This is a genomic window from Paenibacillus sp. P22 (assembly GCF_000469945.2).
Taxonomy (GTDB): domain Bacteria; phylum Bacillota; class Bacilli; order Paenibacillales; family Paenibacillaceae; genus Paenibacillus_O; species Paenibacillus_O humicus.
Window position 1 is genome coordinate 72,989 of the sequence record NZ_CBRA020000005.1, and the last position, 16,845, is coordinate 89,833.

15 protein-coding genes, 1 pseudogene and 1 riboswitch are annotated in these 16,845 nt (G+C 41.5%); all 16 genes and pseudogenes read left to right on the plus strand.

What is annotated here, in order from left to right; translation table 11 throughout:
- Nucleotides 1–5 precede the first annotated feature (5 nt).
- A complete protein-coding gene (gene arsC / locus BN871_RS01725; RefSeq protein ID WP_048744013.1) occupies nt 6–431 on the plus strand; it encodes an arsenate reductase (thioredoxin) in 426 nt (141 codons plus the stop codon).
- A gap of 10 nt (nt 432–441) precedes the next feature.
- Nucleotides 442–912: an ArsI/CadI family heavy metal resistance metalloenzyme gene (locus tag BN871_RS01730; protein WP_028598746.1), complete on the plus strand. Its 471-nt coding sequence runs from the start codon at nt 442–444 to the stop codon at nt 910–912.
- A gap of 3 nt (nt 913–915) precedes the next feature.
- Complete coding sequence (locus BN871_RS01735; protein WP_021877422.1) at nt 916–1,359, plus strand: dual specificity protein phosphatase family protein; 444 nt, start codon at nt 916–918, stop codon at nt 1,357–1,359.
- A 104-nt stretch (nt 1,360–1,463) separates the two neighbouring features.
- The gene (locus tag BN871_RS01740) at nt 1,464–1,913 is read left to right on the plus strand and encodes a MarR family winged helix-turn-helix transcriptional regulator (protein ID WP_048744016.1); all 450 of its coding nucleotides are present in this window, start codon (nt 1,464–1,466) and stop codon (nt 1,911–1,913) included.
- Between the two features lie 51 nt (nt 1,914–1,964).
- Nucleotides 1,965–3,020 (plus strand): NAD(P)/FAD-dependent oxidoreductase, encoded by a 1,056-nt coding sequence (locus BN871_RS01745; RefSeq protein WP_048744018.1) that lies wholly within the window; start codon nt 1,965–1,967, stop codon nt 3,018–3,020.
- A gap of 247 nt (nt 3,021–3,267) precedes the next feature.
- The gene (locus tag BN871_RS01750; RefSeq protein WP_021877425.1) at nt 3,268–4,068 is read left to right on the plus strand and encodes an arsenite methyltransferase; all 801 of its coding nucleotides are present in this window, start codon (nt 3,268–3,270) and stop codon (nt 4,066–4,068) included.
- Between the two features lie 255 nt (nt 4,069–4,323).
- Nucleotides 4,324–4,409, plus strand: a riboswitch (cyclic di-GMP riboswitch).
- Nucleotides 4,410–4,493: 84 nt separating this feature from the next.
- Nucleotides 4,494–5,198 carry a response regulator transcription factor gene (locus tag BN871_RS01755; protein ID WP_048744021.1) on the plus strand — a complete coding sequence of 235 codons (705 nt, stop codon included), beginning with the start codon at nt 4,494–4,496 and terminating at the stop codon, nt 5,196–5,198.
- A gap of 444 nt (nt 5,199–5,642) precedes the next feature.
- Nucleotides 5,643–6,104 carry a hypothetical protein gene (locus BN871_RS01760; protein ID WP_021877427.1) on the plus strand — a complete coding sequence of 154 codons (462 nt, stop codon included), beginning with the start codon at nt 5,643–5,645 and terminating at the stop codon, nt 6,102–6,104.
- 872 nt (nt 6,105–6,976) lie between these two features.
- Nucleotides 6,977–7,540: an RNA polymerase sigma factor gene (locus tag BN871_RS01765; protein WP_232312753.1), complete on the plus strand. Its 564-nt coding sequence runs from the start codon at nt 6,977–6,979 to the stop codon at nt 7,538–7,540.
- 119 nt (nt 7,541–7,659) lie between these two features.
- Entirely contained in the window at nt 7,660–8,067 is a 408-nt protein-coding gene (locus BN871_RS26465; protein WP_021877429.1) for a DUF6075 family protein, read from the plus strand.
- Between the two features lie 28 nt (nt 8,068–8,095).
- A complete protein-coding gene (locus tag BN871_RS28145; RefSeq protein ID WP_021877430.1) occupies nt 8,096–10,105 on the plus strand; it encodes a C40 family peptidase in 2,010 nt (669 codons plus the stop codon).
- Between the two features lie 592 nt (nt 10,106–10,697).
- A pseudogene (locus BN871_RS28150) lies at nt 10,698–11,611 on the plus strand (ABC-three component system protein).
- Complete coding sequence (locus BN871_RS27340; RefSeq protein ID WP_069202419.1) at nt 11,608–12,111, plus strand: ABC-three component system middle component 2; 504 nt, start codon at nt 11,608–11,610, stop codon at nt 12,109–12,111. The pseudogene BN871_RS28150 and the gene BN871_RS27340 overlap by 4 nt, the downstream one beginning before the upstream one ends.
- Nucleotides 12,111–14,009 (plus strand): hypothetical protein, encoded by a 1,899-nt coding sequence (locus BN871_RS01780; RefSeq protein ID WP_048744030.1) that lies wholly within the window; start codon nt 12,111–12,113, stop codon nt 14,007–14,009. Before BN871_RS27340 ends, BN871_RS01780 begins: the two co-directional genes overlap by 1 nt.
- Before the next feature lie 17 nt (nt 14,010–14,026).
- Nucleotides 14,027–15,823 carry a sacsin N-terminal ATP-binding-like domain-containing protein gene (locus BN871_RS28155; RefSeq protein ID WP_198157990.1) on the plus strand — a complete coding sequence of 599 codons (1,797 nt, stop codon included), beginning with the start codon at nt 14,027–14,029 and terminating at the stop codon, nt 15,821–15,823.
- A partial coding sequence (locus BN871_RS01790) for a hypothetical protein (protein WP_198157991.1) occupies nt 15,816–16,845 on the plus strand: 1,030 nt, incomplete at its 3' end. The genes BN871_RS28155 and BN871_RS01790, both read left to right, overlap by 8 nt.

Below are 16,845 nucleotides of genomic sequence, written 5' to 3' on the forward strand. Positions count from 1 at the left end.
TCACCATGGAGAAAAAACCGTTAATTTATTTTTTGTGCACCGGAAATTCTTGCAGAAGCCAAATCGCGGACGGGTTTTTAAACGCGCTAGGCAGCGACAAATATGAAGTCAAAAGCGCAGGTCTTGAAGCACACGGACTGAATCCGCGTGCGGTGCAAGTCATGCAAGAAGCTGGGGTAGATATTAGCAAAAACACCTCCGATGTGATCGATCCGGACATTTTGAATCGCGCCGATTATGTCATTACCTTATGCGGCCACGCCGACGAGCATTGCCCTGTGATCTCCAACAAGAACGTAACGAAATGGCATTGGGGTTTTGATGATCCGGCAAAAGCAACCGGAACCGAAGAAGAAATCATGAACCAGTTCCGCACCGTTCGCGATTCGATTAAGAGCCGGATTGAACAATTCGTCAAAGAAGGGAAATGAGGTGGCGACGATGATCAAACGAATGCATGTTGCTTTAAACTGTACGGAGCTGAACAAGTCTCTGGAGTTCTATCGCGCTTTTTTTGGGGCCGAACCGAGTAAGATTAAAGATAATTACGCCAAATTCGAGTTAGAAGAACCGGCGCTGCATTTTTCGCTCAATGTGCGCCCCTTCGAACAAAAGGGTGTACTGAATCACTTGGGCTTCCAAGTCAATAATACGGAAGAAGTGCTGGCCATAGGGGAGAGGCTTCGTCAAAGCGGACTGCTGCTGATTGACGAGATGAATACCACATGTTGCTATGCGGTGCAGGATAAAGTTTGGGTGTATGATCCGGACGGCAACGCTTGGGAGATTTTCTACACAAAAGAAGATTCCGAATTCGAATCCGCCGGAGAAGCCAGGGATTTGTCCCTTTGCTGCGCGCCGCCAGCGGCCCCGGTTCCGATTGAGTTTGGATCGTTTAAAAAAGGAGTATAGTCTATGGCGTCTGAAAAAACCTACCATGCTTTGATTCCGGATAAAATTTTCATGGGCGCGGCAACTGATGTGGAATCGATGGTAAAAAATGAAGGTATCGACGTGATCGTGGATCTTCGCGGCGAAGCGACGGAATGCACCTATCCAGCGGCGAGTGCGAAATGGATTCAAATTCCGTTAGCAGATCATGCCGCTATGCCGCAAGAAAAAGCCTTCGGTCAAGCGATCCAGGCCGTCACCGAAGCTTATCACCAAAACAAGAAAGTTGCTTTTCATTGTGGCGGAGGAAAGGGACGGACCGGTACGGTAGCCGCTGGCACCTTGCTTGCCTTGGGATTAAGCGATACGCTTGACGAAGCCGAGGCCAAGGCAAAGAGCATTCGCAACATCATTGATATTAAGCCATCACAGAGAGAATGTTTGCACCAACTATATCCCGGTAAATAAGCAAGCAAGAGACCACTCAGCCGAGTGGTTTTCTTTTTGTGCGATTAAAAATATTTGCAATTTGCAAATATATATTGTATAACTGAAACATGAGGTGAATCACAGTGGAAAATGTTCGCGAACTATTTCAGATCATGACACGCCGTTTTGGGTTTCTCAATAAAAATTGCTGCACCGCCGGTGGCTGCGATATTTCCTTAGTGCAAAGCCATATTCTTTACGAGATCGATCGTCAGCATCAACCGTCCATTCAGCAGGTAGCCGAGGCGTTAGGAACCGATATAACGACCTTTAGCCGACAAATCCAATCGTTAATCAAAATGAACTTAGTGAAAAAATCGCCCGATCCCAACGACCGAAGGGTATTTGTGCTTTCTCTCACGACAGAAGGCAAATATGTAGCCACAACGATTGACCAGCAATGTAACGCTTATTTAGCAGAGATTTTCTCTCACATGAACGATTTTGAAAAAGAAACGGTCATTCGCTCCATTAAGCTTTTGAATGAAGCTATGTCAAAATCCAGCCTTTGCTGTTCCACCCCCATCGGGTGATTTCTTTTCTCTAATACTTGCATTTTGCAAATAAATCGGAGGGTGTTGGGTATGAATGAGGTATTGGATACGATTGTCATTGGAGGGGGGCAGGCGGGTCTGGCTTCCGGCTATCATCTACAGAAGAAAGGACTTCGATATCTGATTTTGGACGCGGGCGACGAGGCGGGGGGCTCGTGGCCGCGTTATTACGATAGTCTCAAACTGTTCTCTCCGGCACGTTTCTCGTCGATGCCAGGCATGACATTCCCCGGCGATCCGAATGGCTATCCCAAGCGTGATGAAGTCATTCGTTATTTACAGGATTACCGGGCAAAATTTCAATTGCCGGTCCGAACCAATCAACGCGTAGCATCGGTCGAAAGGGATGGAGAAGGGTTTACGGTCCGTACGATGGTAGGGGATACGTTTCGGGCACGCACCATCATTAATGCGGCCGGCTCATTTCACAATCCCTATACGCCAGTTTTACCGGGGCAGGAGGCGTTTCAAGGCCGCACACTTCATTCCTCCGAATACCGGAATCCGGAGCCATTTCGCAATCAACGCGTAGTGGTGGTCGGGCGTGGCAATTCTGCCGTACAGATCGGAGTTGAGCTGGCCGAGGTGAGCAAGACGTCTTTAGCGGTACTCCGGCCGATCCAATTCATGAAATCGAGGCTGTTGGATCAGGATGTGCATTTTTGGATCAAACTGATTGGGTTTGACACCTTTCCTTTTTGGCGGTTCGGGAAAACCGCGCCGAGTTCAAGTGCGGTGAACGATTCGGGCGGGTACAAAGAAAAAGTAGCGGCAGGAAAACCAGATCAACAACCGATGTTCACATCCTTTTATGAGGATGGCGTGATTTGGCCGAACGGGACAAAAGAGCCGGTAGATACGGTGATCTTTGCGACAGGCTACCGGCCGTATCTTCCCTACCTTCAAGCGATTGGCGCGCTGGATTCGGAAGGAAGGCCGTTACATCAAGCAGGCATAAGCGACGTTCCGGGACTTTATTATGTGGGGCTGGAAGGGCAGCGTTCCTTTGCTTCTGCTACCATAAGGGGGGGGGGGCCGGACGCGCAGTTTGTTGTTAAAAAGCTTTTGCATCACCTTAAACACTGAATGCTTACATTTTTTGATAAAAGGATGGGACCGACTTGAACCTCAATTGGTTTGCTGCGGAAATGCTTATGAAACAACGCCAAAGGGAAATCGAACGATCTGCTAGAGAAGCGTGGAAATGGTCAGACGCTATGCAAAAGCAATCGGTCCGATTCTTTAACCGACGGCCAATCATTCGTGCAACACCAACGGCTTGCTGCGTTACGAGCTGCTGTTGATGTATAAAAAAACTAAGGAGTGAACTTTCATGAATCAAGTAAGTAATGATCAAATTCGTCAAAACGTTCGGAATCGGTATAAAGAAATCGCCTTACAGGACGTAGGGGCGGGGTCCTGTTGTAAGCCAGCGCCAGCCAATGATTGCTGTGGTTCGGCCGCGGATGTTTCCGCTAAAATGGGCTACTCGTCAGAAGAATTAACAGCCGTTCCAGATGGGGCGAATCTGGGCCTCGGCTGTGGCAATCCGCAAGCCATTGCTGCTTTGCAACCGGGAGAAGTCGTGCTGGACCTGGGCAGCGGCGGCGGGTTTGATTGCTTTCTTGCCTCCCGTCAGGTGGGCGCTTCCGGCCGCGTCATTGGTGTAGATATGACACCGGAAATGGTCAGCCGCGCCCGCGAAAATTCCAGTAAAAGCGGATTTACCAATACGGAATTTCGGTTGGGCGAGATAGAGCATCTGCCGGTTCAGGACCACTCGGTTGACGTGATTATTTCAAACTGTGTCATTAATCTGTCCCCATCGAAGCAGCAGGTGTTTGACGAGGCGTTCCGTGTGCTGCGTGACGGCGGCAGACTGGCCATATCGGATGTCGTGGCAACAGCCGATTTTCCGGAAGAAATCAAGCAGGATATCGACCGTATCTATTCAGGGTGTATTTCAGGAGCTTCCTCTATCGGGGAGTTGGAAGCCATGCTTGCGCAAAGCGGGTTTACCCAAATTGAGATCGAACCTAAAGACGAATCCCAGACGTTCATCAAGGATTGGATTCCCGGCGCAAATGTCGAACAATACCTGGTGTCTGCCGCGATACGTGCCATCAAGGCTTGAGCCGTGAAGGGCCGAACTGTTGCAGCTCGAGTTGAGTTGAACATGTTCGGCATAAACAATAAGGCGCTGCCGGTAAGTTGGCAGCGCCTTCGCCTTTGCTTAGCGTATATTTTCGTTAAAATGTTGGCGAGACCCCCGAAAGAAGAAGTGGGTTGCGCTATGTTCGAACATACGTTACTAAGGTTGACACCAAGCAAACTTTTTGGCATCTATTGAAATATGGTAAAATAAATTAATTCAATATGTCGAATAGACTAGGAAAAAAGGCAAACCTGATCGAAAGACAGGGACGCAAAGCCACGGGTCTTCTGCACTAGTGCAATGATCGCCGGGTTACCCTCTCAAACCACACCAAGATGACAAGCAGGCACGCCAGTGAGAGGGCGTGTCTTTTTGTCATTTGAAAATAAAAGAGGTGATCGATTATGAACAAACAAACAAGCTTTTCTGTAGAGATAAAAGATATGATCCGTAGGAACGGGAGTATCAAAGTATTACTGGCGGATGGTGACCTAGCTTGGCAACAGCGACTCGCTATGTTGCTTGAATCCGAGCCAGATATTTATTTATCTAACATCGTTTCGACAAAAGAGGAAGCGATTCGAGCGAGTGTACAATTAGACGTAGACGTAATGATCTTGGAAATGATTTTGAATTCGCCCAAACGAGACGGGCTGGACGCCGCAGCGGAGATTCTCAGAAATAAAGAGTTACCGATTATTGTCCTTTCTTCGATACATGATCCGGAAGTCATGGTCGATGCAGTTGTTGCCGGAGCGGTCAATTATATTACAAAGTCCAACTATATGGACATACCGGTTGCGATCAGAGAAGCTCACCGACGTCAGTCCTCTCTCCATGCGGATGTCGCGACGATAATCCGTAGTGAGATCGAGCTTATAAAGCGAAAAGAATTGCATTGCATGCTCACACCTACGGAAAAAGAAATTTTGCAACTCATAGGCTTGGGCTATCGACAGACAATTATCAGAGAATTACTTGGCATTACTTCGAACACCCTAAAATCGCACGTTCGGCATATCACTCGTAAATTCGACACCCGATCCATTCGAGAAGCTGCTGAGAAGGCGAAACGAAGAGGTCTGTATGATCAGCACTATGCTACGTGAGTTAATGGGACTGAAATTGAAACAAGCTTTGGGAAAATTCGGGGATTTTCGACAAAATTATCATGACAGAGGGTGACAAAAAGATCACCCTCCCCATTCGAACTAATAATAGGTAAAATGAAGGGGTAATCTAAGGGAAAATAGGAATATTATCCCGTACCAAAGGAGGTGGAGAGAAAAAAGATGAATGCTGGAGATTGTTGTCGTGAATCGGAGTCTGAAGTAAATCAAAATGGGACAGGCTCTCGTAAAATGAAGAGGATGGTGCCTTTAACTTACGTAATTATGCGGCTGTCCCCAATATAACAATGAAGGGATGATCGTCATGGATCAATTAGAAACGGAGCGTGAATTATGTTTATTAACATGGATTGATTTGCACTTCATTCAGCAGTTTTGCGGAAGGAGAGTTGTAGTATTTCTTGGAATTGGGGAGGGTGTTTGATGAATCTTACTCAACAGTCCATCCCCTATGAAAAAGTTGAAGCATGGCTTATGTCCTATAGTGATTGGAAAGCAAGGTTGGAATATGCGCAGGCAGAGCTTAAGCATATTCCGGGATTAACGAGGGCTTTGCATGAGTGGGTGAATCATGGCAATGGAAGAAAACAAGAACCATTGTTGCGTACGGTCATTCATCGGATAGAGATCACTGAACATGAAATCCCGTTGCTATTATCGAGAATCGGATTGATCGATTACGCTTTCTCGGCTCTCACCACAGAGGAAATTTTGTTCGTTCGTCTACGATATTTGGATAAACTGGCGCTTTCGGTCATTATAGATCGCATTGCACTTTCCCGCCGCGCGTTCTTTTATCATCGGAAGCGAATTCTGCATAAAGTATATCGAAAAATCAAAGATCGGGCGGTCCTGTTGGAACTGGATTCCTTTGGAGAAGACTGATCATATCATTACTTCAGAAGATGCACATACGCATCTTCTATTTTTATGGTTCGTGAATTGAAGAATATCACCTCAATCCCCCATCTTTTCAAACAGGCTCTAGGGTCTACCCCCATTTTTAGCAGTCAGTTCAATCTCTCCGAGTACGATTAACTCCTCACCAAGAGATGAGATGCCGTGAATCTTTCTTGCACCGAACATGCACCGAACGCTGCACTAGATTTGCTCTTGTTTTGCACGAATTGTGCACCCGATATGCACGATTTTCCTGATACGATGATAGTATAGCAAGCTTAAGGGCAGCCTACAAGATCATCGGCTGTCCTTTATGTTTGTGAAGCAAGGATTGACGAAACGGGCATAACTTGTTCCATGGTTTCGTCATGTTTCCGCATTAAGTCGTACAATCATACCGATGAAAGGAGGGCGATGATGCGGTTCCTATTAATCTGTTTTTTTAGAAATAGGTAGAAATGCATCCTGAACTGGATACATCTGTATTTATGCTATGCGCATTACTTTGCATTCCAGCCATTGAGCGCCGCTTCATTTTTTGCTGTGATGATCAGCAAAAGAAGCGAAGCGCTCTTTTTTTATTTTCTGATTGAAACCCAAAAGAAGGTAGCTATTACAGTGACGAGTGCTGAAGGCATGTGATACGGGACAGTCAAAAAGGAGCGTTTGAACTAAAACGTAGGACAACACCATCATAAAACAGACTGGCTATTCCTCTCGCAATGGTGTTGCCATGTGAGGAGGGAAATTGATATTATGTGCCCCACGTTGCATGCAATGTCAAACCACGATCCTTTTATGTGTTTTTACTATTCGTATGGCTCATAACGCCTCAACGATGGATATTACTATCAGACTTGGCTGCAAATCAGCATTGGATTGCTGAGCGGCAAGGTCTTTTTTATTTATGTAACAAAATCAACAATCGTTTTAAAGGGAGCGTTGGCTGTCGCTCTCCCCCTCCATTTTGGTTTGCCCACAAACCAAATGGAGGGACGAATATGAAAAGGATTAATTTGCGGGACATGTATCCCTTTATCAAAACGGATGTATGGATCGACTTAGATGATGAAGTGGCACAAGAAATCCGCCGTTTCGACTTAAACGAAAGTGCATATAAATTGCGCACCTATCGTCATCGCGCTTATTACTCGCTTGATCGGAACGACGGTATAGAACAAGATGTTCTTTTCCTTTCGATTTCCCCGGAGGAATATTACGAGCGTAAGCTTTCCAATGAGCAGCTTTATGCGGCTATGTGTCGATTGCCGGAAAAATCGTTCAGACGAATTTATGCTCACTTCTTCTTAGACATGAGCAAAGTAGCGATTGCCCAAGCTGAGCAAGTTGATGAACGGGCAGTACGAAAATCTATTGAACGCGGCTTAAAACAAATGGCGCAGTTTCTCAAAAAAATGTGATTGCGGTAGGTCAAAGGGTCCGATTTTCTTGCCAAAATGAACAGATAGGTAAAGAGCTTTATGTAGGCGGCGGCTGGTTATAACCAGCCGCTCATTTTCCATGAGGGGGGCAGGTAACAATGAATCCGATTCGATTTCGAGATGCTGAACACGAAAGTTTCTACTATCGGATGCTTGATGAAAGGAAATGCAGCGACGGCTATCATCGGGCACTTTTCTACACATTAGGTATTTCCCGCGATACTCGGAGTCATATCCGCGATTTGTTTGATTTTTCTAATGGGGGCATTAAGCCCGGAGGTCTCGCAGCCTCGTGGCAAACCGGTAGTTCTATCCGCGTGTGCAGGCTTGCTTTTAATCTGTGGAATGGCTGGACGGAAAAAGGTGGGGAACGCTACTCTACTCCCCACGAATTATTCGATTGCAGCTACGCTCCCTATTTTTTTGAAGCGATTCAACTTCGTTATCCGGATTATTGCCGAAGCCAGGAGAAGAATTTCAAGCGGCTGAACGAACAAGTTCGCTGAATGTCAACTAGTTAAGGGAGTGGAATAGATGAAGGATATTAAAACGAGGACTGTTGTGAAAGACATTAAACGTTTGGACAAACTGCCAAACTTGATGGATCGTGTAAAACATTCGAGCGCACGCACAAAACAGCATAAAGACAATGACAAGACGATTTCACAATCTCCAAATGAATATGCGCAGCACCATTCTGCATCGGCCATAGATAAAACGGTACGTTTTCAAATTGGTATGGGCGTGGTTGCTAGCAAAAGATTGATAAGGCTCATTCAAAAAAGGCGGGCAAAGTCAGAAGGGGATACGGTATCGATACAGAACCCCGCTGCTATAATTACTAAGCCTTCAGGTACACGTCAATTGCGACTTGCCCGTAGGTTGCATCTCCGCAAGCCGGTAGATGGGAAATATCTCTTGTCAGCTAACCATCAATCAAGAAAACAACGCTTTATACGGAGCCGGGTCAATGCCCGGCTTTTGCATCCTCTTCGCAAAAATAGCTTTACTAACCGAATTCTAAATCGGGAAGGTAGAGATCAAGAACCGGCCGGGAAAAAAGGAGCATTAGCCGCCGCGGCATCTCATTCAGCAAATGTACGCGTGAATCGTCCAAAAGCGCTAACGTCCGTAAGCATGAGGAAGCGGCATTTCAGGCCACCGTCATCCCGAATCCCCTTCGCTATATCAAAGCAAGCAAGCCATACGATCAAACGTAAAGAAAGGAAATTTAAGACATTATCGCCATTTATAAAAACGGGACAACGGCTAGGACAGGCTAAAAGCCACTCTGATTATCAAGCGGAAGGAAAAATGAATAGCGCCAGGACAGCGCAGCGGACTGCACAGATGGCGATGACTGCCCGCCGCTCCATTCAAAGGGCACAAGCTGCAGCGCGATTAAATCTTCGGATCATTAAAATGGTAGTAAAAGCAGCCGCTTTGCTTGTCAAAGGAGTAGCCGCGCTTTTGGGAATCAGTAGTTCCGTTATTGTATTATTGTGCATTGTTATGGCAATAGCTGCTGTCATTTCCTCGCCTTTCAGTATCTTTGTATCCGGCGAAAATACGGATGCCGATGTAAAGCCGCTTTCCCGAATCGTTCAAGAGCTGGACATTGAGTATGCCGACCGACTGGCAGAAATACAGCAGTCCTCTGGCCGTGTAGACCGGGTGGAGTTTCATTATCCCGGCAGCGCGGATAACACGCGAATAGATAATTGGATGGATATTATAGCCGTTTTTGCCGTGAAGACTGTCATGGATTCAGAAAACGGAATGGATGTAGCAACACTTGATGCAACAAGGATCGGGATCATCCAATCGGTGTTTTGGGACATGAATCAACTGGAATCCCGTATTGAAACGATCGAACATACGGAAACCGTTCCGGTAGAGCATGAAGATGGGAGTACCAGCGAAGAGACGACTACCAGTTATGAACACATTTTGCATATTACCGTTTCGAGCAAAACTGCGGAGCAACAAGCTGACTCCTACCACTTTACTAATGAACAGATGGACATCATGAGAGAAATGATGTCTGGGGAGTTTCGGCCACTCATGTTTGAGATGCTCGGTAAAGAAACGGATGTCGGCTTGACGCCGGGACAGCTTGCGGATATAGGGCAGCATTTGCCCGAGGGAGAAATAGGCAGTGAAGTCGTCAAATTGGCGCTAACTCGTTTAGGTGATCCGTACAGTCAACCGAAGGCCGGACAGGATGACTTTACAGATTGTAGCTATCTCGTTCAGTGGGTTTATCGACAGCTACGCATTAACCTGCCGCGAACCGCAGCGGAACAAGCAAGATTTTGCGTAGAAAATGGCCTGACAGTAAGCGCGGCAGACCTGGTTCCTGGCGATCTTGTATTTTGGAGCTATGAGCGAAATGGTAGGTTTATGGATATTACCCACGTTGGAATTTATGCGGGGGATGGCAAAGTTGTAGATGCTTCCTCAAGCCGGGGACAAGTAGTGTACCGCAATCTGTTTGATTCGGACAAGCAAGTGTTGTTTGGCAGACCTCATATTCAGGGGTAGAACTTTCGTATTTCAGTGGAGCAAAAGGAATCCTATTTTTGGTGGAATAACGTTCTGGTTCAATTGTATCCTGTATCCCAGTGGAGTAATAGGGCTTTCCCGAACAAGCTAGCCTCCGCTGAAAACAATCATCTGGTAAAACATTCAGGTTGCTCGGTTATCAAGATGGAAGACACCTTTCGGTCAGGCAGTGGTAGCTCGATACTCTCACATTGCCATACAAAGCGGTGTTTTTCTATTTTGCAATTGGACTATCTAACCGCCAATAACCTACCAACAAAAAGGATCAAAGTCGATTTTCGCCCTGCGGAAGTTGAGTTAATGACCAGCATTTTTGCGGAAAAGGGAGGAAATGCTTGGAAAATGTAGAATATCCTAATGAAGTAGCATTTCTTGTTGAAAGGTGATTATATGGAAACTACTCTAAGTGAATTAAAACCATTCAAATTACCGCAAAAGCCGGATAATTACGATATTCTTTTTGGGTTGCCTATCCCCCCTATAGATAGATTGCGAACATTTTCAGCAGATCAATTTGAGGATATGATTTGTGAATGGGTCGATGGATATTTGAAAAAAGAAGTATACATCTGTGTATCGCTCAGGCTCGGCAGGTGATAAGGGAAGGGATATAGTTGCATTTGTAAATAATGATTCCCCGAATCATGTCTGGGATAATTATCAATGTAAGCATTATGACCATCCGCTTTATCCAAGTGATGTATGGTTAGAATTGGGGAAACTATGCTACTACACGTTTATTAAAGAATATACAATTCCAAGAAAGTACTATTTGATTTCTTCTTGTGGTTTGGGAACTTCTTTATCAGAATTAATCGAGTATCCGACTCGTCTGAATGCTGGATTAATCTCAGCTTGGGAAGATAAATGCAAGAGAAAGATTACGAATGTAAGTGAAGTTTCTTTAACTAATGAGTTGCTGGAATATATCCAAAAGTTTGACTTTTCAATAATAAATCACTGTCCTCCTCAGAAATTGATAGAACAGTACAGCAGCACACCTTTTTATAAATATCGTTTTGGTGGTGGGTTAAATAAGCCTAGACCTCAGTCGGAGGCCCCAGGGCCTTCAATAAAACCGGAAGAAGTAAGATATGTTTCACAACTATTTGAAGCATATTCAGATCACCTTGGAAAAAAGATTGCTGGTGTTGAGGAGTTGAAAAGCTACAGCTCGCTGCATCGACATTTTAATAGACAGCGGGAAGACTATTATAAAGCAGAATCACTTAGAAGATTTGCTAGAGATGAGTTGCCTTATGACGAGCCCTTTGAAAAGTTGCAGGAAGAATTTATAGAGGAGTAATAGACACTGCAGAGGATACTCATGCTGACGGCTTTGTATGTGTTAAGGAAACAATAAAAGAAGCTAGAAAATTGGAGATTACAAGCAATGTACTAATTAGCTACATTGATGGAAGTGATAGAAGTGGAATTTGCCATCAACTGGCGAACAATGACATTCTGAACTGGGTGAGAAAATGAACGAGGTAAAATTAAGTAGAGAAACCTACCTATTCAATACTCCATTAGAAACTGGACTTCGATGCTTAGTGATTTTAGCAGGATTAGAAAATAAAGCTATAGATATTCAAAGGTTGATTTATTTGGATTATCTATTAACACATTATGGTGATGTTGAGCCAGAATTTGAGAGTCTGCATCCTTCAACACCATCTCGATCTGGTGAAATACTGATAAAGCGAGATTTAGTAAGCCAAGGGCTTCACTTAATGATTAGCAAAAAGCTTATTAACATCGAATATGGAAAAAGCGGAATTTTGTATGGAGCAACACCTTACTCTAAAGCGTTTCTTCAACATTTTGAGTCTAACTATATGCTACGGCTTCTGGATGTGAATAAATTACTGATCGACAAATTCTCTAATTATACTGATGTGGAACTCAAAAATTTTATAATGAAAAATATTGATCGCTGGGGTGGAGAATTTGTAAAAGAAGCTTTCGTAAGGGGGGACAACTAATGAATACAGAGGGTTTTTTTATTTCGGAAATCCGACTTACAGGAAAAAATAAGAGAAATGCTAGTATCGTACTCAAAAAAGGGCTTAATGTTATCTCAGGTGCTTCTGATACTGGGAAGACTTACATATTTCAATTAATAAACTATATGTTTGGTGGTAAAGATGAACCAAAAGAAATAGATGAAAGTATTGGGTATTCAACTATTTTTATTGAACTTGAGAAATACGAAGGAGAAAGCTATACATTAAAGCGTGAAATTGGTGATTCATCAATTTTTGTCTATGAGTCAAAAATTGATGATATTTCATTTCTGCAGAATTGTGTGAAACTGAAAGCTAAGCATGATAAGGATGACAAGGACAATATATCAACATTTCTCTTATCCTTAACGGGAATCAAAGATATGCTTTTAAGGAAAAATGCAAGAGGAACCAAAGTATCTTTTTCTTTTAGAAATCTTGTTGCTCTAATGATGCTTAATGAGGAAAAAATTATATCAGAGGAAGTGCCTATTTTTTCAGGTATACCCTCTAATAAAACGACTGAACAGTCTGCATTTAAGACTATTCTAACAGGCGTAGACGATAATCATGGAGAAGAGATAGAAGACCCTAAGATATACAGAACCCGACTCGAAGGAAAGTTGGAGTTTGTAAGCTCTTTGTTGCAGAAATTGAAAATGGAATTGAAAGAAAAAGGCGCACAAATTCAGGACTATGATGCCAATGAACTAACAAAAGAGATTGAGAAATTAATGAGTACATTATCAAATAATAGCAAAGAAATTAATCTTAGGATGGGACAAAAGAAAGAAATATGGATTCAAGAACAAGAAATAAAATCAAGAATTTTAATGCTTGAAGAACTATTAGAAAGATTCAGATTGCTTGAAAAAAGCTATCTTTCTGATTTAGATCGACTTCAATTTCTTATTGAAGGGGATCACTATATCTCACAATTATTTGATTCAAATTGCCCTGTTTGCAATAATCCTTTCAACTCAAAAACTACTGAGCATAATCATGATTTTTACTTAGAGGATTTACAAATTGCGTGTTCTGAGGAAAGTAATAAAATTAACGCTCAGCTAATTGATCTTAGAGAAACATTAACAAATCTACAAAATGAGAATAAAGAAAACAATGAAAAAGTTAAACTTTTAAGTCAACGAATTAAGGAAATTGAGGTCATTATTCAGCGTGAATTAAAGCCAGTTGCAGTATTAACGAAAGAAAGAATGGATACTTTGTTGAACATAAAAAAGATTTTTCAAGAAATTGAACTTAATGAACGTCGTATTGCTGAGTATCAAACTAGCCAGTTAGATATTATGAGGGAGTTGTCTAAAAAGAATCAGAAGATGAAATTCGTTAATGAAATAACAACAGAAATTTATGATGATTTTGCTACAGAAGTGAAAGAGTTACTTGCTGGATGGAACTACCCTGATTTAACAAGTGTAAGCATAGATTATGATGATCAGGAGTTAATTGTTTCAGGTAAGAAAAGAAAAAATCATGGAAAAGGTTATCGGGCAATATTAAATGCTGCTTTTGTTATTGCTATTATGAAATATACAAGAAGTATTGGACTCAAGCATCCTGGGCTGATTATTTTAGATTCTCCGTTAACTACTTACAAAGAAAGACTCAATCAAACAACACTAAGCAGTAGTGAAGAAGATATATCGTTAGACATGAAGCAAGCCTTTTTCAAAAATTTATCTAAACTTCGAAATGATGTTCAGGTAATCATTTTTGAAAATATAGACCCTATTAAAGAAGTACAGGATAACATGAACTATATTCACTTTAGCAAAGTAATTGGTGTGGGGAGATATGGTTTTATTCCGGTTGACAATATTTCTGAATCAGTGAGCAATAATCCAATTGAATAGTTGAAGGTGATAGTGAAATGATGGAGTTTTCGCAGAAAATACGTAATTTACGAAATAAAGCCCAAGAGACACAAGCTGCAAATAAAATAATTGATATGCTGACTGAGTTAAAATTGAAGAATGATGAGACAACCTCTTATAGATGGATCTGGGAACTTATACAAAATGCGAAAGACGTTGTTAACACAAGTGGGATGGTTGACATAATTATAAACTTTGACGAAGGCAATAAGACTGTTGAATTCAAACATAATGGTAAACTGTTCTCGACAGAAAATATTGTTTTTCTTATAGAACAAGTGTCAACAAAAGATCGCACAATAACTAATGAAAAAAATAAGAAGACTACTGGGAAATTTGGAACAGGCTTTTTAACTACTCACTTGCTTTCAGAAAAAGTTAGGGTTTCTGGATATCTGCAGGATGCTGGTGAATCACCATGTTCTTTTAATGTTATTTTAGACCGATCTGGTATGGATCAGCAATCAATAATTAGTGCCATACAAGAAAGTTGTTCGCAGTTAGATAAGAATACTACCATAACTACTGACAAAACAATAAATGACGAAGATTTCAATACTTGCTTCACCTATGTTTTGGACGAATCTGGAGTGTCAACAGCAAAGAAAGGTCTGAAGAATCTGCTTATTGCTGCACCTTACGTATTTGCATTTGTTCCAGAGATAGGTTCAATCACAGTAACAAGCGGTCAATATATACAAAAAATTAGCCGCGGCAGAATGATTGAAACTGAGCTTGAAGATGCGAGTGTGACAAATGTTGTAATTGCAACAAAGGGGATGACAAAAGATAGATATATTTTTGTTTTGGGAACGAATGACTTATCTGTTGCAGTAGAAGTCGAACAGCAAGCAGGTAACAATTTTACAACAAAGTACGATACTCAATTACCCAAAATATTTTGCGACTTTCCTCTCTTAGGAACAAATGATTTTTCATTTCCTGTTGTAGTAAACAGTCCTAAGTTTAATCCAACAGAACCACGAAACGGAATACATTTAACGGATAAAGTACATAAACAAATAGCTGAAAATAAGCAAATATTAATGGAAGCTTCACTATTTTATGTTAAGATAGTGGACTACTTTTTAGAAAAAGAATATGAGGGAATCTACAACATTACTAAAATCCCTGAACAGCCTGCAAAGGATTGGCTATCTAAAGAGTGGTTTGAGCAAGAAATAATTAATAAACTAAAGTCTCATATCATAGAAATTCCTCTCATTTCTACACATAATGCTGGCAAAATGCCTCTTATAGATGAATGGGGCGGTACAGGTGTATTCATTCCAAAAGATTTAGATGAAACTCTCAGGGCAAAAGTATGGACACTATCAAGCAAACTCATTCCCCATATGATTACAAAGCGTGAAGAATTAGAGTGTTGGTACAATTCTTTATGGGAAGAATGCCGAAATTACGGTTTATTAGATTTAATTAACCGAGTAGAAGCATTTGAAAATATTAGTGAGTTATCAAAACATCTTAATGGTAATGTAACTGACTGGCTAAATGAATTATTAGCATTATTCTATTCTAATGAATATTTGTATACCAACAACCTTGGCAGAAGCCCACGTATTTTGCCAAATCAATACGGTGAATTTCGTACTTTAGATGAGGTATCACTTGATTGCGGTATTGATGAAATTTATAAAGACATATCTACTGTATTAAATTTCGATTTTAAAATTGAATTATTGGATAGAGAAATTAATAGTGAGTTCCTTGCTAATTTAAAAAAACTCACGTTAGATGATGTTTTCTCAGAGATTCTAAAAAAAATTGCATAGATCACATCCTTCAGCAGAAGACTTTTATAAGAGCATTATTTCTCTTCAAGCTAAACAGAATAGCGAACAAAATGACTTTTTAGATCTTGTTTATGAATTACAAGGTAAAGATGCCTGGATAAGGAATAGTGTATCGAAACATTCACAAGAGCTATTAAAATTGGCATTGAAATTCTGGAGGGAAAAAATAACCAAGGACATAAGCTCCTATGAAAGTATAAGAATCTTTGCCTCTAGTTTTAATTTTGCCAGTGAGCATGAGGCGATGATGTGGGTGTCAAATTTCGTTCGAATTTTGGTGAAATATGAGCAAGATGGTTTATTGGATCGGATTGCTATATTGCCTGATCAATATGGAAATTTCAAAATGAGAGCAGAATTATCACTGGATTCAGGTGAAATTGATGAAATCCTTAAAGATGCATCTAAATATGCTGGATATGATGTACGTAAAACATTGTTATCAAAAGACATTATTTTAGATCTGCCTGAAAATAGAACTGTCTACCTAGAGAATATTTCCGAGAAAATCACACAGTATGTGAAAGAAAATAAAAACAGCATTGGGCACAACGATATTGATGTAAAAGAAGTATTTAATAAAACGTATCTTTGGCTTAGAGAAAATTTGGCTAATGAAAAGGTAAAAAAGTGCTTCAAAGAATTATCAACTAATTTACATTGGTTTTATAATGATAATGATATTGCTGAAAATATGTCGAAAATTGAAGAATACAACGACATATTAGAGAAATATGGTGTTTCTGGAGTGCAAGAATTAGAGCAGATATTATCTCGCTCAAATGTTGAAAGTAGTTCTAGTAAAACGGTGGAGATTTCAATGGAAATTCTTGCACAATGGGGTATTTCAACTGAAGAAGATTTAAATCGTGCTCTGGCAAATAATGTGTTTGGCCCAGAATTTATTCATGATTCTAAACGCAATTCAGAATTATTCAGCTATGTCCAAGATATTCTTGAGCGCTCCAAGAATAAAATCCTTGAATTTTTAGATAAGAAAA

What these genes read in the sequence shown, in the direction of transcription:
- arsC (WP_048744013.1), top strand. Translation starts at nt 6, where the DNA reads ATGGAGAAAAAACCGTTAATTTATTTTTTGTGCACCGGAAATTCTTGC.
- BN871_RS01730 (WP_028598746.1), top strand. Translation starts at nt 442, where the DNA reads ATGATCAAACGAATGCATGTTGCTTTAAACTGTACGGAGCTGAACAAG.
- BN871_RS01735 (WP_021877422.1), top strand. Translation starts at nt 916, where the DNA reads ATGGCGTCTGAAAAAACCTACCATGCTTTGATTCCGGATAAAATTTTC.
- BN871_RS01745 (WP_048744018.1), top strand. Translation starts at nt 1,965, where the DNA reads ATGAATGAGGTATTGGATACGATTGTCATTGGAGGGGGGCAGGCGGGT.
- BN871_RS01750 (WP_021877425.1), top strand. Translation starts at nt 3,268, where the DNA reads ATGAATCAAGTAAGTAATGATCAAATTCGTCAAAACGTTCGGAATCGG.
- BN871_RS01755 (WP_048744021.1), top strand. Translation starts at nt 4,494, where the DNA reads ATGAACAAACAAACAAGCTTTTCTGTAGAGATAAAAGATATGATCCGT.
- BN871_RS01760 (WP_021877427.1), top strand. Translation starts at nt 5,643, where the DNA reads ATGAATCTTACTCAACAGTCCATCCCCTATGAAAAAGTTGAAGCATGG.
- BN871_RS26465 (WP_021877429.1), top strand. Translation starts at nt 7,660, where the DNA reads ATGAATCCGATTCGATTTCGAGATGCTGAACACGAAAGTTTCTACTAT.
- BN871_RS28145 (WP_021877430.1), top strand. Translation starts at nt 8,096, where the DNA reads ATGAAGGATATTAAAACGAGGACTGTTGTGAAAGACATTAAACGTTTG.
- BN871_RS27340 (WP_069202419.1), top strand. Translation starts at nt 11,608, where the DNA reads ATGAACGAGGTAAAATTAAGTAGAGAAACCTACCTATTCAATACTCCA.
- BN871_RS01780 (WP_048744030.1), top strand. Translation starts at nt 12,111, where the DNA reads ATGAATACAGAGGGTTTTTTTATTTCGGAAATCCGACTTACAGGAAAA.
- BN871_RS28155 (WP_198157990.1), top strand. Translation starts at nt 14,027, where the DNA reads ATGATGGAGTTTTCGCAGAAAATACGTAATTTACGAAATAAAGCCCAA.